The organism is Collinsella sp. CM84Y_54, from assembly GCF_036317945.1.
Classification (GTDB): Bacteria; Actinomycetota; Coriobacteriia; order Coriobacteriales; family Coriobacteriaceae; genus Collinsella.
The window spans coordinates 285,754-309,540 of record NZ_JAWQCX010000003.1 but is presented as its reverse complement, the minus strand read 5'-3'; the positions used below and the strand labels follow the sequence as shown (position 1 = coordinate 309,540).

The 23,787-nt window shown below is 58.2% G+C and carries 21 protein-coding genes; 6 read left to right on the top strand and 15 right to left on the bottom strand.

From position 1 onward, the window contains the following. Nucleotides 1–8 precede the first annotated feature (8 nt). Both V2391_RS06535 and V2391_RS06530 read right to left on the bottom strand, forming a co-directional pair. Complete coding sequence (locus V2391_RS06535) at nt 9–731, bottom strand: VUT family protein (RefSeq protein WP_233539641.1); 723 nt, start codon at nt 729–731, stop codon at nt 9–11. A 156-nt stretch (nt 732–887) separates the two neighbouring features. Continuing rightward, entirely contained in the window at nt 888–2,501 is a 1,614-nt protein-coding gene (locus tag V2391_RS06530; protein WP_329738677.1) for a peptide chain release factor 3, read from the bottom strand. 567 nt (nt 2,502–3,068) lie between these two features. Here V2391_RS06530 and V2391_RS06525 point away from each other — a divergent pair. The 4 genes from V2391_RS06525 to V2391_RS06510 all read left to right on the top strand — a co-directional run bounded on the left by V2391_RS06525 (nt 3,069) and on the right by V2391_RS06510 (nt 6,375). Beyond that, entirely contained in the window at nt 3,069–3,449 is a 381-nt protein-coding gene (locus V2391_RS06525) for a GntR family transcriptional regulator (protein WP_117746148.1), read from the top strand. 23 nt (nt 3,450–3,472) lie between these two features. Continuing rightward, nucleotides 3,473–4,354, top strand: a complete 882-nt coding sequence (locus V2391_RS06520) for an ABC transporter ATP-binding protein (RefSeq protein ID WP_329738676.1) — start codon at nt 3,473–3,475, stop codon at nt 4,352–4,354. Next, entirely contained in the window at nt 4,351–5,049 is a 699-nt protein-coding gene (locus V2391_RS06515) for an ABC-2 transporter permease (RefSeq protein ID WP_329738675.1), read from the top strand. Before V2391_RS06520 ends, V2391_RS06515 begins: the two co-directional genes overlap by 4 nt. 450 nt (nt 5,050–5,499) lie before the next feature. Continuing rightward, nucleotides 5,500–6,375, top strand: a complete 876-nt coding sequence (locus V2391_RS06510) for an EamA family transporter (RefSeq protein ID WP_329738674.1) — start codon at nt 5,500–5,502, stop codon at nt 6,373–6,375. A 15-nt stretch (nt 6,376–6,390) separates the two neighbouring features. On the opposite strand, the gene V2391_RS06505 is transcribed toward V2391_RS06510, so the two are convergent. The 4 genes from V2391_RS06505 to V2391_RS06490 form a co-directional block, all read right to left on the bottom strand. Continuing rightward, nucleotides 6,391–7,182 (bottom strand): EFR1 family ferrodoxin, encoded by a 792-nt coding sequence (locus tag V2391_RS06505; RefSeq protein WP_329738673.1) that lies wholly within the window; start codon nt 7,180–7,182, stop codon nt 6,391–6,393. Nucleotides 7,183–7,217: 35 nt separating this feature from the next. After that, nucleotides 7,218–8,507 (bottom strand): chloride channel protein, encoded by a 1,290-nt coding sequence (locus V2391_RS06500; protein ID WP_329738672.1) that lies wholly within the window; start codon nt 8,505–8,507, stop codon nt 7,218–7,220. A 125-nt stretch (nt 8,508–8,632) separates the two neighbouring features. After that, on the bottom strand, nt 8,633–9,166 hold the full coding sequence (locus tag V2391_RS06495) for a TIGR00730 family Rossman fold protein (protein ID WP_329738671.1): 534 nt from the start codon (nt 9,164–9,166) through the stop codon (nt 8,633–8,635). 36 nt (nt 9,167–9,202) lie between these two features. Then, nucleotides 9,203–9,628, bottom strand: coding sequence for a potassium channel family protein (locus V2391_RS06490; protein WP_329738670.1), 426 nt, complete (start codon nt 9,626–9,628; stop codon nt 9,203–9,205). Nucleotides 9,629–9,887: 259 nt separating this feature from the next. On the opposite strand from V2391_RS06490, the gene V2391_RS06485 reads away from it, so the two are divergent. Then, complete coding sequence (locus tag V2391_RS06485; RefSeq protein ID WP_329738669.1) at nt 9,888–10,367, top strand: pyridoxamine 5'-phosphate oxidase family protein; 480 nt, start codon at nt 9,888–9,890, stop codon at nt 10,365–10,367. Nucleotides 10,368–10,463: 96 nt separating this feature from the next. On the opposite strand, the gene V2391_RS06480 is transcribed toward V2391_RS06485, so the two are convergent. The 8 genes from V2391_RS06480 to V2391_RS06445 form a co-directional block, all read right to left on the bottom strand. After that, nucleotides 10,464–11,675, bottom strand: a complete 1,212-nt coding sequence (locus V2391_RS06480) for a MalY/PatB family protein (protein ID WP_329738668.1) — start codon at nt 11,673–11,675, stop codon at nt 10,464–10,466. 112 nt (nt 11,676–11,787) lie between these two features. Next, complete coding sequence (locus tag V2391_RS06475; RefSeq protein ID WP_329738667.1) at nt 11,788–12,525, bottom strand: SAM-dependent methyltransferase; 738 nt, start codon at nt 12,523–12,525, stop codon at nt 11,788–11,790. A gap of 527 nt (nt 12,526–13,052) precedes the next feature. Continuing rightward, the gene (locus V2391_RS06470; protein WP_329738666.1) at nt 13,053–13,298 is read right to left on the bottom strand and encodes a glutaredoxin family protein; all 246 of its coding nucleotides are present in this window, start codon (nt 13,296–13,298) and stop codon (nt 13,053–13,055) included. A 51-nt stretch (nt 13,299–13,349) separates the two neighbouring features. Next, nucleotides 13,350–14,174, bottom strand: coding sequence for a TipAS antibiotic-recognition domain-containing protein (locus V2391_RS06465; protein ID WP_329738665.1), 825 nt, complete (start codon nt 14,172–14,174; stop codon nt 13,350–13,352). A 143-nt stretch (nt 14,175–14,317) separates the two neighbouring features. Beyond that, nucleotides 14,318–15,538, bottom strand: coding sequence for a Cna B-type domain-containing protein (locus V2391_RS06460; protein WP_329738664.1), 1,221 nt, complete (start codon nt 15,536–15,538; stop codon nt 14,318–14,320). 58 nt (nt 15,539–15,596) lie between these two features. Continuing rightward, nucleotides 15,597–17,201 (bottom strand): InlB B-repeat-containing protein, encoded by a 1,605-nt coding sequence (locus tag V2391_RS06455; RefSeq protein ID WP_329738663.1) that lies wholly within the window; start codon nt 17,199–17,201, stop codon nt 15,597–15,599. After that, nucleotides 17,159–17,593: a hypothetical protein gene (locus tag V2391_RS06450; RefSeq protein WP_329738662.1), complete on the bottom strand. Its 435-nt coding sequence runs from the start codon at nt 17,591–17,593 to the stop codon at nt 17,159–17,161. The genes V2391_RS06455 and V2391_RS06450 overlap by 43 nt, the downstream gene beginning before the upstream one ends. Before the next feature lie 250 nt (nt 17,594–17,843). Continuing rightward, entirely contained in the window at nt 17,844–18,797 is a 954-nt protein-coding gene (locus tag V2391_RS06445; protein WP_329738661.1) for a tRNA dihydrouridine synthase, read from the bottom strand. A 369-nt stretch (nt 18,798–19,166) separates the two neighbouring features. Between V2391_RS06445 and V2391_RS06440 the strand changes: the two genes are divergently transcribed. Further along, nucleotides 19,167–20,300: a hypothetical protein gene (locus V2391_RS06440; RefSeq protein WP_329738660.1), complete on the top strand. Its 1,134-nt coding sequence runs from the start codon at nt 19,167–19,169 to the stop codon at nt 20,298–20,300. Nucleotides 20,301–20,427: 127 nt separating this feature from the next. On the opposite strand, the gene V2391_RS06435 is transcribed toward V2391_RS06440, so the two are convergent. Further along, complete coding sequence (locus tag V2391_RS06435) at nt 20,428–23,682, bottom strand: ABC transporter ATP-binding protein/permease (RefSeq protein WP_329738659.1); 3,255 nt, start codon at nt 23,680–23,682, stop codon at nt 20,428–20,430. Nucleotides 23,683–23,787 lie beyond the last annotated feature (105 nt).

Below are 23,787 nucleotides of genomic sequence, written 5' to 3'. Positions count from 1 at the left end.
CTTGCTCCTTAGGCGGTTGCGTGGCGCTCGAGGTACTCGGCGCCCACGTTCTCGCGCTCCCAGCCGCGCACGACCTTGTAGCCCACGGGGCTCAGGAAGACCTCGCACAGCAGCTCGGCGACGGCACCCGTCAACGAGCACATAAGGACCTGTACCCAGGTCCAACCAAAGAACGTGTGGCTTACCACAATGGCAAAGACCAGGTTGTCGATAAACTGGCCAACGCCCGTGGACACATAGGAGCGGAAGGCAAAGCTCGCAAAGTTATTCTTTTTGAGCATACGGCCGAGCGACTGGTTGAGCGTGGAGTTAACCACGGCAGAAACGAGCATTGCCAGCGAAGAGCCCAGCACCACGTACCAGGTGCCGCCGATGGTGGCGTTAAGGGCATTGTTGACCTCGATCATGCCCGTATCGTAGTACGCGCCCCACATGCCGGGCGTGAGCGAGCACGCCCAAAAGCACAGGCTCACGGCAAGGTTGACCGCCAGTGCGAGGATAGAGATTTTGATGGATGCCTTGGCGCCAAAGCGCTTGCAGATCATGTCCTGGCACAAAAACGAAACCCAGCTCACCACAAAGCCGCAATCGAGTGCCAGATACGGCAGGCTGATGAGCTCTTTGTTGGCCAGCAGGTTCATCATGATGACGCTCACGAAAAACAGCGAAACCGTTGCCGCGGGAATGCTCCGCAACAGGACCTTGTAGTCCTCCATGACCTTCTTGATCATAATGTACTCCTTTGGTTTTAGGTTTTACGAGCAGGATATCGGACCCGAACTGCTCGGACGCCCCGGTCTTGAGACGACGGTGGGTATGATAGCCGCTCACACGGCATCAGGCAAGCAAGCGGCGCGGCAGCCCCACAGGGCCACCGCGCCGATGCGTTAAAAGGCTACGTTGCCAAACTCCGACAGGATAAGATCGGGGTTGTGATCGGTTGCCCAATCCACGTTCCACGGACTCGTGAACAGCAGCAGCTTACCACCGCGCATATCCTCGACGCGCAACGTGTCGCGCGTGAGCGAAAGGGCCGGGATATCGATGGTGTCGGGGTCGTTCTGGATCCAGCGGATGTCCGTATAGGGCAGCGGCTGGCGACGAACCTCAACACGGTACTCGGCCTTGAGGCGGCGCTCGAGCACCTCAAACTGCAGCACGCCGACCACACCCACGATGACGCTCTCCATGCCGGCACCCAGCTCGCGGAAGATCTGGATGGCGCCCTCCTGGGCAAGCTCCTCCATACCCTTGACGAACTGCTTGCGCTTGAGCGTGTCGACCTGCGTAATGCGAGCGAACATCTCGGGGGCAAACGTCGGGATTTGCGGATACTGCACGTGGCGCTTGCCGGAGCACACGGTGTCACCGATGCTAAAGATACCCGGGTCGAACAGGCCTACGATATCGCCCGCGTACGCCTCGTCAACAATCGCGCGGTCATCGGCCATCATCGACGTACCGGTGGCAAGCTTGAGCTTGCGGTTGCCCTGCACGTGGAAGGCATCCATGCCGCGCTCGAACTTGCCCGAGCAAATGCGCACAAAGGCGATGCGGTCGCGGTGATTCTTGTCCATGTTGGCCTGGATCTTAAACACGAAGCCGCTAAAGTCGTCGCGGCAGGGATCGACCGGTTCGCTGGTGAGCGTATCGGTATAGGCGCGCGGCGTCGGGGCCAGACGCAGGAACTCCTTGAGAAAGGGCTCCACGCCAAAGTTGGTAAGCGCCGAGCCAAAGAACGCCGGGCTCAGCTTGCCGCAGGCCACGGCATCCAAGTCGAGCTCGTCGCCGGCGCCATCGAGCAGCTCGATGTCGTCCATCAGGTTCTTATGGTTTTCCTCGCCGATGAGCTCGTCCATGGAAGGATCGCCCAACTCGGCTTCGACCTCGGCGACCTTTTTGGTGGCGTTGGCGTGGCCGTCGCCCTCAAAGGCAATGACGTGACGAGTCTGACGATCGAACACGCCGCGGAAGTTGCGGCCGCTGCCGATCGGCCAGTTCATGGGATACGTATTGATGCCCAGGACATTCTCGATCTCTTCCATGAGCTCAAACGGATCGCGAGCCTCGTGGTCGAGCTTGTTCACAAAGGTGAAGATGGGAATGTGACGCAGTGTGCAGACCTTAAAGAGCTTTTTGGTCTGGGCCTCGACGCCCTTGGCGCCGTCGATGACCATGACCGCGGCGTCGGCGGCCATGAGGGTACGGTAGGTATCCTCCGAGAAGTCCTGGTGGCCGGGGGTATCGAGGATATTGACGCAGGCGCCGTTGTAGGAGAACTGCAGTACCGAGGAGGTAACGGAGATACCGCGCTCCTTCTCGATGTCCATCCAGTCCGAGACGGCATGCTTGGCCGAGCTCTTGCCCTTGACCGAGCCGGCGGTCTGGATGCTGCCGGTATAGAGCAGCAGCTTCTCGGTAAGCGTGGTCTTACCGGCGTCCGGGTGGCTGATGATCGCGAATGTGCGGCGCGACGAGATTTCATCCGACAGGCTTGCCATGCGGATCCTTTCTTGCATTGAGTGCATTACGTCGATGTAACCGCACTATTGTAGCCGCGAAATCCCGCCATAGGGCACCTATCAGGACAAATTCATCAGTTGGGGCCTAGGGTAGCAGTCGATGGCGGCACTCCGCAGCAGTTTGTCTCGATCTGTAACATCTAGCAGCCAAAAACTTCTCCAGTTGTTACAGATTGAGACAACCAAATGGGGTCCGCCAGCAAAATCTCAATCTGTAACAGGTAGCCGTCCAAACCGGTTCCAGATGTTACAGATTGAGATATAAGGATAGACGGGTGGCCAATGTCTCGTTCTGTAACATCTAGCCGCGCAAATCGACTCTTACTGTTACAGATTGAGACAAATAGGCAGGCGGGCAAATAACATCTCAATCTGTAACAGAAGGCGACCCAAAACGGACCCAGGTGTTACAAATTGAGATTGTTTTGGAGCAAGCGCGGCGCCGGTGGGCTATTCCGTATTTGTCTCTTGCATAACTGTATATAGTGTATATATACTGTGCTTACCGGTTATATACACGTGTAGCCCATCAGCTAAGGAGCCGCTGTGGACATCATCCTATCCAATTCGAGCGACAAGCCCATCTACGAGCAGATATCTTCGCAGGTTAAAGCACAGATACTCTCGGGCGCACTCGCTGCGGGAGCCAAACTCCCCAGCATCCGTGCACTCGCGAGCGATCTTGGCGTGAGCGTCATCACCACCAAGCGCGCCTACGCCGACCTGGAGCAGCTCGGCTTTATCTGCACCGTGCAGGGCAAGGGCTGTTTTGTCGCCGAAGGCAACCAAGAGCTCTTGCGTGAAAACCAGCTCTGCCATATCGAAGAGCTGCTCGCGAAAGCGGCAAGCCAAGCCGAGGCCCTGGGCGTCACGCGCGACAAGCTGCACGAGATGCTCGACCTGGTAGCCCCCGAAACCATGCAGTAGCCATCTGCAAGAAAGGCTATACCATGCAAAACCTTTTAGAACTCAAAGGCATCTCACGCCATGTGAGTGACCGTTTTTCGCTGCGCGACGTCACGCTTGCCGTGGAGCCTGGCCAGATCGTCGGCTTTGTGGGTGCCAACGGTGCCGGCAAAACAACGACGATTCGAGCCGCGCTTGGGCTTATCAAACTCGATGCCGGCGAGGTACACCTGTTTGAGCAGCACTGTGGCGCCGACGCACCCGGTGAGGCGCAGCGCTGCCTGCGTTCCCACATCGGTCTTGTCCTGGACACGTGCCCCTTCCCCTCCACGCTCAAGGTGGGCCAGATCGAGTCGCTCGTAGGCCCAGCGTACCCCACGTGGGACCGCGAAATGTTCGCCCGATTCATCAACCGATTTGGCCTCGATCCCAAGACAAAGGTCAAGGACCTCTCCCGCGGCATGGGCATGAAACTGCAGCTTGCCTGCGCACTCAGCCACAAGGCCAAGCTGCTCGTTTTGGACGAAGCCACCGCGGGCCTCGATCCCATGGCACGCGAGGAGCTGCTTGATGAGCTGCTCGCCTTTGTTTCCGACGGCCTGCACAGCGTGCTGCTCTCGAGCCACATTACGTCCGACCTCGATCGCGCTGCCGACCGCGTCATCTGCATCGATAACGGCTCGATTGTGTTTGACCTGCCGCGCGAGGACATTACCGACCGAGCCGGCATCGCCCACTGCACCCAAGCACAGGCCGCCGAGCTTATGGCTTGCGTCGAAGGTGCCCGCGCCGCCCGCCATGCCTACAGCGTGGACGTACTCGTACCCAACCGTCGCGAAACACTCGAGGCCTTCCCCGAGATTCCCTGCGATCGGGCAACCATTGATGACTATCTGCGCCTCATGCTGAAAGGGGCTTCGAAATGAAACGCGCCTTTATGTCCGAACTCGCCATCGTTCGCACGCTCATCCCGAGCATCGCGGGCGTCGGCCTGTTTATCTTCGTCGTGCTGACTCTTGCCAACGCGTCGGATGGCGATTCCGGCATGAGCGCCGGCGCCTGCGCCGTCAGCGCCATGTCGCCCATCATGGTCATGAGCTCACTGGCAGGCTTCGACAATCAAAACGGATGGGAGCGCTATCGGGCAACGCTGCCCATCTCGCGCAAAGACATTATCTGCGCACGCTACCTGAGCATTGTCGCATTTTCGGCCGTCATGGCGTGCGTCACCGCGCTTTTGAGCATCGTCGTCATCCCGCTCTTCAACAGCGCGGGCGTCCCTTCGACGGGGCAGGCTGTCTTTGAAATCACAATAGCCTCCGCCGCATCGATGCTCATCTCCCTCATGATGGTGTTTTTGGCACAGCCACTGTTCTTTCGATTTGGACACATGGAGGCGCTGCGCCTATCCGTTGGCCTGTTTGCCCTGCTCGGATGCCTTGCCATGGCAATGCTGAGCTCCTCCAACCCCATTAGCAACTGGCTCATGTCGATTGCTGGGGCGAATCCCGATCCCGCCGTCCTTGGCTGTCTGTGTGCAGGAATTGCCGTACTGGCGCTCGCACTATGTGCAATCAGCTGCGCTGTCAGCACCAAGGTTTATCGAGTACGCGATCTGTAATCGACAGCTAAAAAAGCTTAGGTGGTACCCCGCTAATTTTTTCAATGAAACAAGGCAGCATAGCGTCACCACCGCCCCTCACGGCAGGCCGTCTAGTTCTTGGCAACCAAAAAGACACCGTCAGCATATCGAAGGTGAATACTTTTCCGAGAAGTGAACGAGTAAAAACAGTGCCCTGTAGCATCGACATTTTTAAGGACTCAATTCCTGCGGTTTTTGTCTAAGAATCCTGCAGTTTTGTTCGAAAAAAGTGTGCATGTTCCAGGGGTCCAGATTTACTCGTTCACTTCGCGGAAAACCATTCACCTTCGATTCGAGCCTTAACCAAATGCCCTCTCGAACTATGGCCCCTGTCTCACCACAGCGATATCAAAGCTTCATGGCGGGACGGTATCATCGGACGAGCGCCGTAAATCTGGCGCGGTCGTTCTTTGGGGAGGCATTTCACCCGTGTCGTGGGTCGCAGCAGCATTTGTGTCGGCTTTCTTTGCCGGCATCACATCTGTCCTGGCCAAATGCGGCATCAAGCAGACCGACTCCGATGTCGCGACGGCCATTCGCACCTGCGTGGTGCTCGTTTTCGCCTGGGCAATGGCGGGCATTTCTGGATCCATTGGAACCATCGGCAGCATCGAACCCAGATCTTGGCTCTTTCTCGTCCTCTCGGGACTCGCTACCGGTGCTTCGTGGATCTGTTACTTTAAGGCGTTGGGCATCGGAGACGTCAATAAGGTCGTACCGGTCGACAAGATGAGCACCGTACTCGCCGCACTGATCGCCATCGTACTTTTTGGCGAGACGAGCAACCTTGCGGTTAAGCTCGTGGGAACCGCTGTCATCACCCTCGGCACGTTTTTAATGATCGAGAAGAAGCAGCCTGCCGGACCCGAGCAGCAGCAAGACCGGACCTGGCTCGCTTACGCCCTCGGCGCCGCCGTGTTCGCGGCGCTCACGTCCATCCTTGCCAAGGCTGGCATCGAAGGCGTCGAATCCAACCTGGCCACGGCAATCCGTACCTGTGTGGTACTGGTTATGGCATGGGCAATCGTGGCAGCTAAAGGCAAGATGGGCCAAGCCGTGCGCGTAGACCGCTACGAACTCGTATTTCTCGCGGCATCGGGCATTGCGACTGGCGCATCGTGGCTGCTATGCTACTACGCCATCGCCACAGGCCAGGTGAGCGTCGTGGTGCAGATCGACAAACTATCGATTGTCGTATCGATACTATTTGCGCACTTGGCATTCAACGAAAAACTCTCACGGCGCAGCGCCATCGGTCTCGCCCTCATCGTACTGGGCACCGCCGCGCTCGCAGTTTGGAAGTAGCGCGGCCAGCAGCCGCTACATCCTCACACCTGGCTTGGGATGCCTGTACTGACCGTGGGATGCCGTGCGTTTACCGTGCGAGATGGCAAATTTGGGACAACAGTGCAGGCAACGAAGGCAGGCTGCGAACTCCGGCTTTGTCCAGACGGGAAGGCCGTCGCGCATCTCAATCGCCGCCATGGGGCAGCGCTTGGCACACAGGCCGCAGCCGATGCAGCGATCGGCATCGACGGCAAACTTGCTCGTCTGCTGCATACGCGGCAGCCCAAACGCATGATACGCGCACGATGCAAACAGGGGCACGCGATGGCGCATCATATTGCCCGTGCGCCGCTCCCGCACCGCCTCGATCACAGCATCAATCTGCGCCTCAGCAGCCCTATTGATACCCTCAACCTTTTGAGGGTCAGACAGGTCGAAAACAGGCGTCCAGGTATCAGGCATCTTGACGCTCATCGCCGCATCTAACTCGAGCCCACGCTCGTGTAGCAGATCGCGGGCGAACTTGGCCGATTGCCCGGTCGTCGAACCATATGTCGAGACATAGAACGTATAGGGGCGCTCGCCGCCCTTTGTGCCGGCAGCAACCGATAGGTCGACAGTCTTCAAAAACTCGATCATTGGCGTCGGCAAACCCCAGGCGTATACCGGGGCGACAAACCCCAGCCGACAGGGGCCTTCCATCACAGCAAGGTGAAGGATCTCGGCATCAAAGCGCTCAATCGACATAACTTTGTCGCTTGTCGCCGCTGCAATGCGACGCGCCACATGCTCGCTGTTCCCTGTCGCGCTAAAGTACAGGATCATCTCGTACCCCTGGAATTGACTCGTGAAAAACCGCGCTACTTGCGCAGCGGCTTGGGCAGCGGAATGCCGGCGGCGATAACGGCGGCGATGATCATGCAGACGATACCCTTGAGCGGGAAGCACATGAGCAGCAGGCCCACGACCATGACGGGCTGACGCATAACGGCGCCCATCGTCGATGCCGTGCAGACGGCGACGCAAAAGACCGGATCTGCGCCGGTGAGGATGGCAAGGCCATAGCCCAGGCTTACGCCCGAGAAGATAACCGGGAAGAAGTGGCCGCCGCGCCAACCAAGGTTGATGAGGGCGGGGGTCAGCATGGCCTTGACCAGACCGGTCGCGATAAGCACGCCGGCGGGAATGGTCAAGTAGGTTTCCATGAGCACGTCGGCCTGGGTCTCGCCGGCAAACATGGTGTAGGGCAGGACCGTGCCGCAGGTGGCGAGCGCCAGACCGGCCAGCATGGCCTTGACGACAGGACGCTCCCCTATTGCATGGGACAATGCCTCGCTTGCATGCTCGGAGACAAAGTACAGCCAACCGCAAACGGTGCCAACCAACGCCAGCGGAATGAGCCAGGTAAGCTCCAGGTTGCCCACCTCGGCGGACTCGAACCTGGGCATGCCCATGCCGCCGCCCATGAGCTGGCCGAGCAGCAGATAGGTGCCCAGGCCGCCGGCAATCGCAATGCCGTAGACCACGGTCTTCTGTGCTTTGGGCAGCTTGATCGTGATCTCGTCGGACGCAGAGCCCTCGTCGCCGTCGGCGCTACCGGCAAGCGGCGCCACAAAGCCAAAGACGGGCGCGGTAAAGAGCGCCGTCAGGGCAGCCTGGGTACCCAGCAGCGTGAGCTCCCTAAACTCGGCGCCAAAGCGACGCATGCGGTCGCCGACCCAGCTGCACAGACCGGCGATAACGCCGGTCAGGCCGGCCTCCGGTCCAATGCTTCCGCCAAACAGCAGCGGCAGCAACGCCGCGAGCGAAAGCTTGCCCAGGTTGTCGTATGGGTAGCGCCCGTCTTGCTTAACCTTAGCCATCACCTGGTTGAGATCATCGGTCTTGGTGCCTGTCATCTTTTCGTACAGACCGATTAACAGGCCGCCCAGCAGGCAGACAAAAAACGGGTATGGCAAAAAGCCAAACGGACCGCTGGCAAGCTCGGGCGAAGCGACGCCCAGCGCGTGCGGAATCTCGGTCCATAGATAGTCGATACCGTGCTCCATCGCAAAAAAGAACAGCCAGACCGCGGCGCCTGCGAACGCACCGGTCACGGCAACGCTAACTAAAAACAGCGCACGGTTTTTGGGTTTTGCAAGGCTATCCATCGGGTCCTCCCGTGGCCAAAATCGACAAAGATAGGTTTTATTTTAGAGCGAATGTGGCCCAGACAAGCCAACCATCCGCGCTGCAAACGGCGCCAACGGGAAGCACGGCGGGACAGGCTCAAGGCTCATCCGTTGATAATCGAGGCAATCTCGTGCAGGTCCTCGGCAAAGTAGATGCCCTGTTGGCGCCGCGGGCTCGATAGGCCCTTATCGATCATGTGCCCGAGCAGCGCCTTGAGGTCGTTGTAGTAACCGTCCAGGTTATACAGGATGCACGGAGCACTCAGGTGCCCCAACGACACCGCGGACATGACCTCGGCAATCTCCTCGAGCGTGCCCGTCCCACCGGGAAAGGCAATGAACGCATCACCGAGTTCGATCATCTTTGCCTTACGCTCGGCCATGTCGCTCGTCACGATGAGGTTGTCGATTCCGTCGTGCTGAAACTCAGCCTCGATAAAAAAGCTCGGTTCCACACCCGTCACGTGCCCGCCGGCATCGAGCACGCTATCGGCGAGCGCACCCATCAGGCCTGACTTGGAGCCGCCGTATACCAGCGCGTGTCCGTTGGCGCCAATCCAGTTGCCCAGCTCCTGCACCGCGGGCAGAAACGCCGGGTCATTACCGACGCTGGCACCCAGATACACGGTGATATTCATATTCAGTCCCCCTCATCGTGACGCACGGCGCCCGTTCTAGCGCTGGCGTCGACGATACTCGCGCACGCGACGCGAAAGATCGGCGAGCTCGTCACGATCGAGCTCTTCCAAATGCTCAAGATCGTCCATAAAGCGCGCCATGGTGTCCTTTTGGCGCATCTTGATGAGCGTATTGCAGTAGTTCACCGCCACGCCCGTAAGCATGGCGATGTAGAAGATGCTGATGACGCTCAAGACGACGGTAATCGCGCGGGCAACTGGTGTCTCGGCCGGAATGTCACCAAAGCCGATGGTCGAGACCGTCTCAAAGCTAAACCAAAGTCCATCGCCAAAGGTGAGGGTCGTGGGCTCGGACAGCCAGACGGCCGTTGAACACAATAGATAAAAGACGAGAAAGAGGCCCGTGATACGCACGAAACCGGCCTGACGCAACACATCGGCCAGCGTCCTCAGCTTTTTCATCGAGACCCCCTTTTTTTCAGGACAATCAATCGCTTTTGGTCGGTATTGTCCCACGCCTCCCCTGCAAACGGAACCAATCATCAAGAACGCTTCTAAACGACGGGTTGTGAGGGACAATCCTCCCACGACAAAACGAAGCACGTTTCAATCTGCGGAAAACGGGGCGTTCCCATCGGCCTCGCAGCCTGAACTAGTATCTTGATATAGACACACCGCCCACCGTCGTGCACGCAACACGCGGAAAGAAAGGAAGCCCACGATGTTTAGACCTCTTCGCAGGAAGAAGCGTGCTATCACCGATCAAGAGGCACGAGAGCTGCTCGTCAATTGCAAGCGCGGCGTTTTTGCCGTCAACGGAGACGACGGCTATCCTTACGCCATTCCCGTTAACTACTACTTTGACCCCGAGCACAACAAAATTTACTTTCATGGAGCCAAGGCGGGGCATAAGGTCGATGCACTCAAACGCAGTGACAAAGTCTGCTTTACCGTCTATGGCAACGATTGGTACAAAGACGACGACTGGGCACCCTATGTTCAGAGCACCGTGGTTTTTGGCCGTTGCCGCCTCGTAAACGATGACCCGGCGTTTGTCGAAGACAAAGTCCGACAGTTTGCCCTCAAGTACTATCCTTCTGCCGAAGAGGTCGAAGAGGAGATCAAGCAAAGTATCAGGGGCGTCCAACTGTATGAAATTACGATTGAGCACCTTTGCGGCAAGCAAATTCAAGAAAAGTAGCAGACGTGGAAAACGCGCTCGCAAACCTCTGTGCTCTATGCGTCCATGCACATTGACGACATGGGCGCAAGCCGCAGTACCCGAATCGTGCGGCCCCTATACCCCAAAAACGTAGCGGTCTAAGCAGTCGCACGCTTCCTTTACGCGCGAAAGCGGCAGCGCCAGATTCACGCGAATGTGGCAGGGTCCGTGGAACGGGCGGCCGTCCTGATACCCCACGCCCACGCGCGCCCCCTCGTCGAGCAGCCACTGAATATCGCGGCCATGCTCGCGGCACCACTCGGTGCAGTCCAGAAACACCATATAGGTTCCCTGCGGACGTGAATAGGACACGCCCTCAAAATGCTCGCCCACGTAATCGCAGAAGTACTCGATATTGCCGGCAAGCACCTGGTTGAGCTCGTCCAGCCACTCGTAGCCCTGCGGCTGGTAGGCACCGATAAGCGCGTGCATCGAAAGGACATTCATCTCGTTGTAGTGGGTCTTGTTGGACACAGCGCACACGCGGTCGCGCAGCGTCTCGTTGTAGATGATGTGGTAGCTGCCGATCAGGCCCGCCAGGTTAAACGTCTTGCTGGGCGCGTAGAGGGCAACCGTGCGCATGCGGGCGTCCTCACTTACCGACTGCGTCGGGATATGCTTGTGCCCCGGCAGGATGATATCGGACCAAATCTCATCCGAGATCACCACGCAATCGTGCTGGCGGTAAATGTCCATGGCGCGCTCGATCTCGCCGCGCTCCCATACGCGGCCGCAGGGATTGTGCGGCGAGCAGAACACCGCGGCATGGATGTGGTTTTGGGCAAGCTTGCACTCCATGTCCTCAAAATCCATGCGCCACACGCCCTGATCGTCGAGCTTAAGCGGGCTGTGGACAATACGATAGCCCGCAGCCTCGATGGACTTGGTAAAGCCGATGTAGGTGGGACTGTGGACCAGCACCGCATCGCCCGGCTGGACATATGCGCGCAGCGTCGACACGACACCGCCCAGCACGCCGTTTTCGTAGCCGATATGCTCAGGGAGCAGGCCCTCGACGCCATTACGGCGACTCTGCCATTCGATGATGCGGTCGAAGTACTCGAGGCGCGGATTGAAATAGCCAAACATGGGGTGCTGGGCGCGCTGAATGATGTACTCCTGGACCGTGGGCACCGTGGCAAAGTTCATGTCCGCTACCCACATGGGAATGCGGTCGAAGCCCTCGTCGGGTGCGTTCGGAGCCATACCGGGAATCTCGCCCCAGGAGTCAACGGCGATGGCGTCCATGCCGTGGCGGTCGATAATCGAGCTAAAGTCGTATTTCATGCTGAGCTCCCATGCAAAGCGGATTGTTTTGGTAGGCGTTATTGTCCACCAGCATGGGCGGTTTTGGCATGGGGTTTGGCGTTGAATTTGGCGGGTGCAGACGAATGGCCGATTAGTCCTGCGCCTCGTTGACGGCGACCACCGTCAGCCTGGTTCCGTCAACGGTAAAAGACACGTCGAGTCCGGCGTATGCCATGTGATAAACACGGTTTGGCTCATGCTTGCTACCCGCGCGGCGCGGATCTTGGCGGAGGACCTCGACCAAGCCGGGGAGCTTTTCGGGCGGGACCATATCCTGCAGTGCTTGCGGAAACTCAACATCGAGCTCTTGCCACGGAGCATCCTCAATCCAGCCCCCGATCGCATCCGGGTGGCAGTCCGCAAACGGAATGTATGGCTTGATATCGTAGATGGGCGTGCCGTCACGAAGGTCGGCCCCCAGCACATGGATGATGGGACCATCGTCGGTGAGCTCGACACGGTCGAGCTTGACGCAGGTAAGACCGATGGGATTAGGGCGAAACGGACTCCGCGTGGCAAACACGCCCACGCGCTCGGCTCCGCCCAGACGCGGCGGGCGCACAGTCTTCGACCACTTGACGTTGGTGCCGGACCTGTCCTGCGACCTGGCATCGGCAGCTATGTCCTTTGCCGTGCCGCCGGGCGTTCCGTTTTCGAAGCGCCACAGCAGCCATAGGTGAGAGAAGGAATCCAGACCCTCAACCGCTGCATTGGAGGCAAATTCCGGCTCAAAGACGATGCGGCCCTGCAGATGAGGCGCCAAAAAGCTGTTGCGCGGAATGCCGAACTTCTGCGGCAGGTCAGTGCGTATGTACGCGATAGGCCTCATTATACCCCCGGTTACAATTTATTCCGACATAAGAGCAGGTCGACGCAGGCCTTTGACTTGCACATGATACCAATCTGCACTTAAACAATCACCGAAAAGACGACCGTTGCACAACCCATTTTCCGCTAATGCGCATGTAGGCCGCTCAACAAGTCGAAGGAAATGCCTCGCCACGGTCATGATTGTTTTATCAAAATTTGCAGACATTCTTCAGACATTCTTTAAGGAGGTTAGGTATGGAATCGAGTCATGTCTAGAGGGGTACATCGCAGAGCCGCCGCAGGTCACGCTGACGGTGAGCTACATCGCTAAGCGCATTTGTTCAATTTAGGGCGTGGGTGGCTAGAGCGAGTCACCCACGCCCTTTCGTTTGACCCCTCGGGACGGAGAAAAACGAATCACCTGTGCCGGGCCCATGCAAAAAAGCTGTACGCCAGCATCTAAAGATGTCGAAAAATGTCGACTTTGGATGCTGGCGTACATGTTTGGGCCGTATGGGTTGGGGTGGCACGGTTGAAATGCGCGTGCTAGAGCAGGTTCTTTTGTACCCACGTGATGATGTCACTCGACTCGTAGAGTGGCTTGCCGTCGATGAACAGGCAGGGAACCTGGCGTTTTCCGCCGACGGCGATGAGTGTCTGCTCGGCTTCGGGGTCGGTCGAGATATTGCGTTCGGGAATGGTCACGCCGTTATCGGCCAGAAAGCGCTTGACCTTTATGCAATACGGGCAGCCGGTCATAACGTACAGTGCGAGCTCGTGATCAGTAGCCATAGGTCTCCAATCGGTTGAGGTTTCGATTGAAATACCCAAAGCCGCCGCGGTCTATGCGTGAGCCGACGACTCGATAGCTTGGACCAGAAACGCCGTGGCTCCGGTACCGCAGGGCTTGTCGTAGTAGTCGATAAAGCGCTTGTCGGCAAGATAGCCGTGGGCGAGGCCCAGGTATGCTTCGTCTTGGGGTTCGTGTCCCCAGTTAAGGCCAATCCATCGACGGTGCATTGCGACAAGTTTGCGGGCCTCGTTGCTCTCTGGGTCGCCAATGCCCATGGCAATCGAAAGCTGACCCAGAACAGCGTGTTCAAGTTCCTTCATGTCGTTCCATGTCTCGGGGTCCATGTCCAGCAGCGCCTCGTTTGCTGCGTCGATCGCCTCGTTTCCGTAGCGCTTCCGGGCTTCGGCGCCGTAGCGCTCCTCGTTTTTCTGCACGGTGCGCCAGCGCTCCAGTTGCGGCAGCACGGCGCCCATGAGCGAGACGGCTTCGTCGAGCGACATACCGGTGTTTTGCGCCAGCCGCGGGGCACAATCCTCGATCATCGCCTCCATCGTGGTCTCGTAGGTGTACTCGCCGTGGTCGTAGCACCACTTGCAGTAATGATCGGTCGCGGTGTCCGCAGCATCGGTACCGCAGTCCTCGGGCGTGAGTATCATGCCACAGCTCTGGCAATAGTGCTCGGGCATTTCGAGCAGGTGGGACAGCGGTTCTCCGGTTACGGCGGCAATGAGCTTCATCATGTCGATGCCCGATGTGACCTCGCCGCGCTCCCAGCGGCTGACGGCTTGGCGTGTGACGAAGAGCTTGGCGGCGAGGCCTTCCTGCGTGAGATTGTGCGCGCGGCGGATGGCGACGAGCTTGTCTGCGAATGCCATGACGACTCCTTCCTGCGGGTTTGTTCGCTGGTTAAAGTATGGCCGCGGGTACGCGGGCTGCCAAGCAATCGTTGGTTGCGCATAACGAAAAGCCCCGCCGGAATATCCGACGGGGCTTCATTCAATGGCAAGAAGTGCGCGGCCTAGAGCTCGTTGCGCTTCTTCATGACGACGGCGGCGCCGAGGGCGGTCGCGCCGAGTGCGACGATGGCGAGGGCGTTCGCGCTCTGGTCGCCGGTCTGGGGAAGAGCCTTGCGAGAGGTCTTCTTTGCAGCGGGCTTCTCGGTTGAGGGCTTCTCGGCGGGGGCGGCAGCAATCTCGTGGGTGTTCGTGATGGTTCCCTCGTTGCCAACGGTCGCGTTGTCCGTGGTGTAGCCGTCGATGTTCGCCTGGGTCACCTGGTAGGCGATCTCGTGGCGGACACCGTTCTCGTCATAGGCGTACTTGCGGACGTTGTCGAAGACAACGTTGTAGGTGTCGCCGTTCTCCACAATGACGGCCTGCGCGTCGGTGGGCTCGCCGTCAGCGGTGAGCGTGAGGTACTTGGCGAAGTCCTCGGCGCTCGGGCGGATACCGTCCTTGTTGGAGGAGTCCTTCCAAGCGACAGTTACGTTTACTTGGGTGTAAGCGGGGGTGATGGTGAGCGTGCCGGGGATGACTTGGACCTGGACGTAGCCGGAGGTATCGTCGCCGACGAGCTGATAGTAGTGGTAGCCCTCGTAGTCGAGGCTGCCGATGCCCGTGCGGTTTTTGGCGGTGTTGCTGGTGTAGGGCGCAGGAATCTTCTCAGGGTCGGTCGCGACGGTGATGTCGTACTCACCGGGCGCGTAGTTGGCCTTCTCGGCGGCATCGCAGCTGAGGATGAAGTCGGAAAGGTTGAGGGGGTTGTTGGGGTTGCCGCTCAGCACGTTGAGGTCGGCGGCGAGGGAGGGCTTTTCCTCGCCCTCCTGTATGGTCACGTTCGGGACTTTGAGCTGATACTGCGTCCAGACGCTGTGGCGAATTGAGTTGTCGGCGTAGTCCTCGTACTTGCCGATGCCGTGAATGTTCTCCCACACGAAGCCGGCGGCAGTCATTCCATCGTCGGAATCCTTCCACTCGGTCTCGCTCGAGGGATTCCAGCTGCGCTGGTCTGTGTAGTAGTACCGGCGGACGAAATCCGTACCCTCAACGAGCTCCTTGCCGTTCTTGTCCTTGACGGTGCTCTTGAAGTGGTGCTCCTGGCCGTTATAGGAAACGGACTGCGGTGCGGAAGCCGTGAACTGACCTGCCTCGCCGGCCAGCGCGGTCACCGGCAGCGCGAGGACGACGGCGGCAACGAAGGCCACCGCTAAAGCAATAAATCTGCTATGACTGTGCTTCACTTGTGTTCCCCCCCCCTGTAAGGTTCGGTTATGAAATACGTGGTTAGGGGCGCATCAACTACCTATTGGAATTGGCCCTGCGACGAATCGCCTCACCAAAGCCGAGCACCGCAGTGCCAACACCGGCGAGGGCGGCAGTCATCACGGCGCTGCTTTTATCACCGGTCGAAGGAAGTGACTTGGTGCTCTTGGTCTTCTTGGTAATCTCCTTCTTGGGTTTATCACTCGGCTGAACGGGCTTCTTCGTCCACTTACCGTAGAGCGTCATCGAACCCGTCAGCGAATCGCCGTCGTTCCACAGGACCGTGCAGTCCTCGTCGGTATACCAACCATCGAACGTCCAACCATCGACGGCCTTCTGCTCCTTGGCGGCATACGCAGAACCAACCTCAAGGCCCTCATCGGCATCGGGCAACTTTGCCTTCTCGGGGGCTTCGCCGACATACTGGTAATCGACGTTCACCAGGCCATGGGCAGCCTTGAATGCAACAGGGGCTTCTTTTGCCTCGTAAGTACCAGGTTGAGCAGCCTCTACATATTTGGCCTCGCCATGAGCGGACCAGCGAGAGTCTTTTGCATCGACATACCAACCATCGATCGCATGACCGCAGCCCTCAAAATCGGAAAGCATGTTGTTATGCGTTGCGCCGAAGGAGATGGTACCGCCCTTCTCGACATAGAGGTCATCGCCAGCAAGAGCAGCGTTGTTATTGTCGATCACCGCCGAAGCAGGAAGCGTAAGACTGGCTCCGTTGCGCATGACTACGCCGCCACCCATCTGAGCGGTATCTTTCTTGGTGGAGCAGTTCTCCTGAGAGGCATCGTTGCGCGTAATGGTAAGGCCGGAACCCTCGGCGAACGCAGCCTGCGCACCGGAATCAAGGAAGAGGCCGATGACTTTGTTGCCAGTGATGGAAACTGTAGAAGCAGCGTCAACATCGAGCCTTGCGTTCGCCTTCATCAGACGCATGCCAGCGTTCCAGTAGCTCGTGCCCTTAGTGCCGGAAATCTGAACATTCGCGCTCTTGAACTCGCCCTTGCCAGTAAAAATGATGCCCGTGAGAGCGTTATTGCTGGCCGTAACCGTAGAGCTATTGATGGTGAGGTTACCGGCGGAAAGGCCGTGAGAGCCGTTACCAGAGAAGTCAACCACGGAGCCATTCTTGATATTAAAGTGCGAACCATTCGAACCGTTGCCAGTCGAGTTCACGACGTTGACCTTCGAGTTGTCGACCGTAACGACGAAGGTGCCCGTGAAACCAGAACGGCAGTGATCGGAGGTGTAGGTAGAGCCGCCTTCGATGTTCACGTTGTAGCCGCCGTCGCCGCCATCCCACTCAAGAGCGTCCTGCTTGTAGTTCTTAATGGTGAGATTAGAGCCATTCTTCAGGTTAAGCTTATTGTTGCTACAGAAATAAATGGCATGAACGTTGCCGGCACCGGTGCCGTCCATGGTGAGCGTAGCGCCATCGAGCGTGAGCGAGGCATTCTTGCTCGCGCACACAGACATCCATTTCCACTCGGCGGTATACGGAGTGGAGCCAACGCCGGCCATGCTTGCATTGACGTTCTTGAGCACAAGCGCGTGGCCCCAAAGGGCAATGCCCTTGTCGGTGAACTTCAGCGCGTGGCCATTGCCGTCGATGGTGAGGTCCTTGTCCAAATTAAGGCCCGAAGTCTCGGCATGAGCTTGATGGTCGCGCCGTCAGTTTTCTTGGCGGCAGCAAGCGCTTCATCAAAGGTCGCGTACTGGGTCCCGTTAAACTCTGCGACAGAAGCACCGTTCCTTGCGCCCGCAGAAGCACTTGCGGCAACAGGAGCCGAGGAGGGAGTGGTCGCAGCAGATTCGGCAGAAGAGGCGACAGGCGTGCCAGATTCGTTCGCAGACGCGGCATCGACTTGGGGCTTGGCAACCGTGCTCACCGAAGACGCCTCAACGGCAGGCTCAGAAACAGAAGCAAAACCGTCATCCGCAAAAGCCTGAGGTGCAAGAAAGCAGAGGGATGTCATAAGCCCTGCTGTTACCGCAAGAACGGCATGGGAGCGTTTTTTCATGGAATGCCTTTCCTTTCGTATCGAGCCCGGCAGAACGCCGGCACAACTTTCTTACGCCACTATTCTAATGGCATAAGCGAAATACGCTTCAGGATATAGCTCAAGTGTTACCACATTGTAAATATTTTAAATAGTCATAGTACCATCACATTTTTGGCAAGTTTCTTGCACGACTTTTGGTGCCAGTCCCAAGCCTCTGGGAGTTGGCACCAACAAGACGATTTGCTTCCTTCGTTCCCCTACAGATCAGTTATCCGTGGAAACGAGCGGTAGGCGCGAGCGGCTGCTCGCGAAAGACCCGTTCGACGGCGGCGCGGTATTCGTCGACCTTTTTGGTCTTGCGCACGAGCTTGTGGACGGTGGCAGGATCGGCAAAGGCGCACTTGGCGTAGAACCACCACTCCTTCATGCGAAAGACTGCATTGCCGCCAATCTCTTCTGCATATGCCGCAAACAATGTGTCGTGGAAGCGTTGCATCTCGTCGGCCGTAGCAGCAGGACCGCCCTTGATCATGCGAGCCAGCGCGGGGTTTGCGAGCAGACCACGCCCCAACATCACATGGCGCGTGCCGGGATAAGCCTTCACCAGCGCGCCCATGTCCTCAAGATCAAAGATGTCACCGTTGTATGCCACCGGAAACGGCGCCCGCTCCAACGTCTCGCCGTAAAACTCCTTGCGCGGCGAGCCCGTATAGCGGTCCTTTTGCACGCGCGGATGCACGATCAGCTCTGCCAGCGGCATGCGGCAGTACAGATCGAGCACGCGCTCGTATTCGTCGTCGCTCTCGAGTCCCAACCTAGTCTTTACCGATACCGGCAGCGGAGAGCGTTTGCACACATCGCTCAAGAACACCTCGAGCTCATCGAGATGGCGCAGAAAACCCGAGCCCTTGCCCTTGGCGACAACCGTCCCCGAGGGGCAACCCAAGTTGAGGTTGACCTCGCGATAGCCCATGTCGGCGAGCACCTGCGCCGCCCACACAAACTCGTCCGCATTCTTGGACATGAGCTGGGGCACCACGTTGAGCCCTTGGTTGTTAGCTGGATCGACTTCCTTAAACGCCTTGCCGCCAAAGCGATTGCCCACCCGCGGCGGCGGCAAAAACGGCGTGTAGTAGCAGTCGAGCGCACCAAAGCACTCCGCATGCACGCGACGGAACACATGCCCAGTAATTCCCTCCATGGGGGCAAGCGAAAGGATCATCTACTCTTCTCTCATATCAACGAATGTGACAAAAAGGGACCGTCCCCTTTGTCACATGCATTATGCCTTGTGCTTCAGGCAATTCACAAGGCAGAGATAACTACTTGGCGATGGCCACCCCTCCAGCTGCCCCCGTGCAACGAAGGTGAATGACGCCCACAAACAGCAAGAAGGGCCGCCCCACAGCAGCTCCCTCACTCGCCACTTATCCTTTGGTAGCGACTTCATGCTCCAAAAGACGAGGTTCACGATCAAGTGATCACCAATAGCACGCTGTTGACCGCCATGCCTGAACAACAGATACCCTACACTCATCTATACTCAAGAGCGTGTGCGCATCGCCCAAAAACGATGAGAGTCGAGGCCCCCATGCAGCAGCTCACCGAACAAGAAAAGAAACGCATCCAGCGGTACTGCACATACCCCAAGATCGCAGCGACCGCACTCGTCATGTCGTTCGTGGCATGCCTGTTGATGTTGCCGCTCCAAATGATCAACGATATCGCGTTCCACCAAAAGGAATTCCAACCCGCGGGCATATATACCGCCATTGCACTCACCGCAATCGAACTCGCCATCTTTTGCTATTGCGCTCTTGCGCCGCGCTTTGGAATGCAGGGCAAACAGTGGAAGGAGCTGCAGAGCAGGCTTGCGGTGGCCCAGACCAACAAAGACCGTTCCGCGGAGGTCGCCAGCGTGCTCGCCACGCAAGCTGCCGGCCGCCTGCTCAAGAACAGCGATAACGATCTCGCGCGCAACCTAGGCGGCGCCGCAGAGGTTGCCGGAGCCGTAGGGGCAGTCGCCACGGCGGCAGACGTGCTGGCCGAAACCTCGAGCAATGCCGAGGCCATGGCAAACGCATACGGCGTGACGATTCCAAGCATCAAGAAGCAGATCATAGCTCTCGCGGTGTTGCCCGCCATTGTGCTGCTTGGCGTCTACATCCCGCAGTTTGTCCAGGGAAATAACGAGCTTCAGGCAAGAAAGGCTGCAGCCGCCGAGCAGCTCGCCATCGCGCAAGATGCCTTGGACCCCGCGTGCGAACGCGTCGCGGCAGACGACCCATACGAGTCGTATCACGACTACGGCTACCGCATTATCGGCTATCTGCGCGATAATGACCTCGACGCTCAAGCAGCCTATGTCTACCTTTCTTTCGATGCAGATGGCATGCTCACGGACGTCGATTACACCAGCCAGATCGACCCCGAGGCAAGCCTTGCAGACAACCTCGCCCGCGCCGAGCAGGATATCGCGACACTCTGCACCCCGCTCAACGGGTTGGACATTTCCGTTGCCACACCGGGCCTCCTCACGCCATGCAGCCTGTCGGATGAATTTAAACAGGCATTTTTAGCCGGATCCTTATACGAGGGGATCAGTATCAAGACGGAGGACGAATCTATCAAGTCGTACTACACCTTTGACACCGAGCCCAAAGAAGAGTTCGACGAATACACCCGTCCGGTAATTAGCCTCATGCTCTCCGCAAAGGAGGACTAGCAGCTTACGCCCTAATTGACGCTCGCGAACATCGTCTATATCTCGAGGTCTAATACTTTTTCCGAAAGTATTAGACCTCGATTTTACAAGCCACTCAATGTGACAAAGGGGCTGTCCCCTTGTCACATTATTCGGAGCGCAGGGCTTCCACGGGGTCTTTTTTGGATGCGCTGCGGGCCGGCAGCAGACCGGCAACGACCGTCAGCAGCACCGAAATCGCGATGAGCACCAGCGCATCCTGCACGGGCAGGCTCATCAGATTGGGTACCTGTTTGGCAGCAAGCGCCCAGGCATTAACCGGAAAGCTCACGGCCACCACGACGACAATAGCAAAGACGCCGGCAATGAGGCCCTCGATAAAGGTCTCGGCATTGAACACGTTGGCCACGTTGCGCTTTGACGCGCCGATCGCGCGCAGGATGCCAATCTCCTTTTTTCGCTCCAGCACGCTGATGTAGGTGATGATGCCGATCATGATGGAGCTCACCACCAGGCTGATGCTCACGAATGCGATGAGCACCAAGCTGATGGTGTTCACGATGTCGGTCACCGAACCCATGATGATGCCCATGTAGTCGGTGTACGAGATCGCCTGTTCATCGTGGCCGGCGGCTTTGACCTGCTTGTTGTACGCATCGATGTGATCGAGCACACGCTCCTTGGCCTCAAAGTCGCGCGGGAAAATCTTGACCGAGATGGGGTCGGCCTCATCCGCATAGCCCAACGTGGTCAGATTGTTGTCGTAGGTGAGCTTCGAAGCCTTGGCATAGCCCATCATGAGCGAACTCAGATCCTCGGCATCCATGTTGAAATGGATGGCATGAGCAAAGGCGCTCGCATCCACACGCATAGCGCTCGCCAGGTTGGCAAAACTCGATGACATCTGCGTCGCCATCTGGCCCATGAGCCCTTCCGCGCCCGCCTTGAGCTGAGCTGACACCGTCGCCGCAATCTGATCGCTGATCGACTTCATCACCTGATCCATAGCCTGCTGCAGATACGGAGCCAGCTGCTTTTGCACATAGTCGGTCATCGCCTGCTGCAAGCGCTCGGCCAGGGCATCGCCGCCGAGCGCTTTGAGCTGGGCCAGGATTTGCTGGGCTGCCGTATCACTCTCAAGATACGCCGAGAATGCGGCAGCAAGCTTTGACGCGTCCTTAAGATCATCGGGTGACAGCGCCCTAAACTGATCAGACTGCAAAAAGCCCTCAAACAGTTGGTTGGCAAGCGTTCCCACCTGCTGCATTTGCTCGGGCGTGAGCTCCAGACCGTCAAAGATGCCCGAGAAATCTGGGGCCGGCGCTTTGGCCATGATGTCGCTGAAGTCGATGTCCTTGCCAACGTTCGAAAGGTCAATGTCCAGCCCGGACAAGTCGATACCAGAAAGGTCCATACCGCCGGCCGCACCCGAGAGTGCAGACGCATCAAACGAGAACGCGCTCTTAAGCGCCGCCTCGTCCACACTGAACATGCTGCCCAGATCCACGCCTTGCTTGGCCTCGCCTTGCAGTTCGTCGAAGGTTTTGCCCGTAAAGACATCCGTCTCGGGGTGGGCGAGTTGCTCCTGCACAATCTGCGAATCGGCGGCGCGCTCCATAAGCTGGCGAGTCAGTGTATGCGTATAGGCAATGCCCGGAGACAACGCACTCGCATTGGCCGTCTCGTTTGGTCGCACCACGCCCACAATGTGCACGTCGATACCGTCGGCAACCTTGGCGGCCATAAAGTCGGCGTCGCCAGACATGTCAGTCCACATGCCGGTCTCTTCGTTTTTGCGATAGGCATCGGCCGGCGACAGCACCTTAAACGTCGTGGACAGCGCATCGTCGTAGGTGAAGTCGGTGCCGGTCTCGGGCGTCTCGATCTTACCGTCAGCCGTCATGGCGCTGTTAACCAGATCGTTGAGCTCGTTGATATCCAGCGCGCCGATGCTGTAGAGCGTGTAATCGCCCACCGTTCCACGGCTCGAAAGCACCATTACGGCTTCATCAGCAGACGTGGGCCAATGACCGGCGACAACATCGTACTGGCTGTCGAGCAGGCTCTGGTCGTCGATCATCTCGTTAAAGACCGAGGTTCCCATGGATTCCATGCTCACCGTCGCCGCCGAGCTCGCACCTCCGCTCATGGCCTCGGTCATGGCGTTGGGCACCAGCCGGACGGGCTTCTCGTCGCCCTTACCCGCACGATAGACAACCGGCGTCACGCCATAGCCGTACTGGATGGCGTTGACTTCTTTATCGATGCCGTCGCCACCGGCATCGAGCCATGCCTTAAAGCTCGTCATGTCGTTGGACTTAACGCTCGCAAACATATCCTTTACGGCCGTGACCACAGGGATCTTATCGGTTCCCTGAGCCTTGCCGTCGGTGCCGTCGTCGGACGAGCCCTCGTTCTTGGACGTATCATCATCCGTGGCCCCCTGTCCACCCATCATGGACGACAGGTCGTAATCCTGCTTGGAAATGGTGAGCGGGTAGCTCGAGAGCGTATCCTCCTCGACCTTTTTGATGTAGCCGTTTACGCCGTTGGACAGCGCCAGAATCGCCGCGATACCGATAATGCCAATCGAGCCCGCAAAGGCCGTCATGGCCGTGCGGCCCTTTTTGGTCATGAGGTTTCGGGCAGAAAGCCCCAGCGCCGTCACAAAGCTCATCGAGGTTTTGCGCGTAGGCTTGGCCTCGCGACGCGCGGCCTTTGCTACATCAAAGGGGTCGGAATCGTCGGTGATCTTGCCGTCCGCCAGGTTGACGATGCGCGTGGCGTACTGGTACGCCAACTCAGGATTATGCGTGACCATAATAACCAGACGGTCGCGCGCCACGTCCTTGAGCAGGTCCATGACCTGTACGGATGTCGTTGAATCCAAAGCGCCGGTCGGCTCGTCTGCCAGCACAATCTCGGGGTCGTTGATCAGGGCGCGGGCGATGGCCACGCGCTGCATCTGCCCGCCCGAAAGTTGGCTCGGGCGCTTGTTAACGTGCTCGCCCAAGCCGACTTTCTCCAACGCCTCGCGCGCACGCTGGCGGCGCTCGGCATGCCCCACGCCCGTGAGCGTGAGTGCCAGCTCCACGTTTTCCAAAATGGTCTGATGCGGAATGAGGTTATAGCTTTGGAACACAAAGCCGATGCGGTTGTTGCGGTAGGCATCCCAATCGCGATCGTGAAAGTCCTTGGTCGAAATGCCGTCGATCAGCAGGTCGCCAGAATCGAAATGATCGAGCCCGCCGATAACGTTGAGCATCGTGGTTTTACCTGAGCCTGAGGGACCCAGAATGGCCACGAACTCGTTATCGCGAAAAGACAGGCTTACGTTGTCGAGCGCCACCTGCGTAAACGACTGGGTAACGTACCTTTTGCAAATACCTTTGAGCTCCAGCATGGACGGCAACCTCTCCCGCGCGGGCACGTTCACCCGCTCTCCTCCGCCGTTCGTATTCGACGCGTTTGTCCTACTCTATCCCCATTTTTTGCCGGTGCCAGTGAG

Bases quoted from the DNA above. Each gene is read 5' to 3' on its own strand.
- V2391_RS06500 (WP_329738672.1), bottom strand. From the start codon at position 8,507: ATGGATAGCCTTGCAAAACCCAAAAACCGTGCGCTGTTTTTAGTTAGC.
- V2391_RS06535 (WP_233539641.1), bottom strand. From the start codon at position 731: ATGATCAAGAAGGTCATGGAGGACTACAAGGTCCTGTTGCGGAGCATT.
- V2391_RS06465 (WP_329738665.1), bottom strand. From the start codon at position 14,174: ATGGCATTCGCAGACAAGCTCGTCGCCATCCGCCGCGCGCACAATCTC.
- V2391_RS06475 (WP_329738667.1), bottom strand. From the start codon at position 12,525: ATGAGGCCTATCGCGTACATACGCACTGACCTGCCGCAGAAGTTCGGC.
- V2391_RS06470 (WP_329738666.1), bottom strand. From the start codon at position 13,298: ATGGCTACTGATCACGAGCTCGCACTGTACGTTATGACCGGCTGCCCG.
- V2391_RS06495 (WP_329738671.1), bottom strand. From the start codon at position 9,166: ATGAATATCACCGTGTATCTGGGTGCCAGCGTCGGTAATGACCCGGCG.
- V2391_RS06445 (WP_329738661.1), bottom strand. From the start codon at position 18,797: ATGATCCTTTCGCTTGCCCCCATGGAGGGAATTACTGGGCATGTGTTC.
- V2391_RS06515 (WP_329738675.1), top strand. From the start codon at position 4,351: ATGAAACGCGCCTTTATGTCCGAACTCGCCATCGTTCGCACGCTCATC.
- V2391_RS06490 (WP_329738670.1), bottom strand. From the start codon at position 9,628: ATGAAAAAGCTGAGGACGCTGGCCGATGTGTTGCGTCAGGCCGGTTTC.
- V2391_RS06485 (WP_329738669.1), top strand. From the start codon at position 9,888: ATGTTTAGACCTCTTCGCAGGAAGAAGCGTGCTATCACCGATCAAGAG.
- V2391_RS06435 (WP_329738659.1), bottom strand. From the start codon at position 23,682: ATGCTGGAGCTCAAAGGTATTTGCAAAAGGTACGTTACCCAGTCGTTT.
- V2391_RS06450 (WP_329738662.1), bottom strand. From the start codon at position 17,593: ATGAAAAAACGCTCCCATGCCGTTCTTGCGGTAACAGCAGGGCTTATG.
- V2391_RS06440 (WP_329738660.1), top strand. From the start codon at position 19,167: ATGCAGCAGCTCACCGAACAAGAAAAGAAACGCATCCAGCGGTACTGC.
- V2391_RS06520 (WP_329738676.1), top strand. From the start codon at position 3,473: ATGCAAAACCTTTTAGAACTCAAAGGCATCTCACGCCATGTGAGTGAC.
- V2391_RS06480 (WP_329738668.1), bottom strand. From the start codon at position 11,675: ATGAAATACGACTTTAGCTCGATTATCGACCGCCACGGCATGGACGCC.
- V2391_RS06505 (WP_329738673.1), bottom strand. From the start codon at position 7,182: ATGATCCTGTACTTTAGCGCGACAGGGAACAGCGAGCATGTGGCGCGT.
- V2391_RS06530 (WP_329738677.1), bottom strand. From the start codon at position 2,501: ATGGCAAGCCTGTCGGATGAAATCTCGTCGCGCCGCACATTCGCGATC.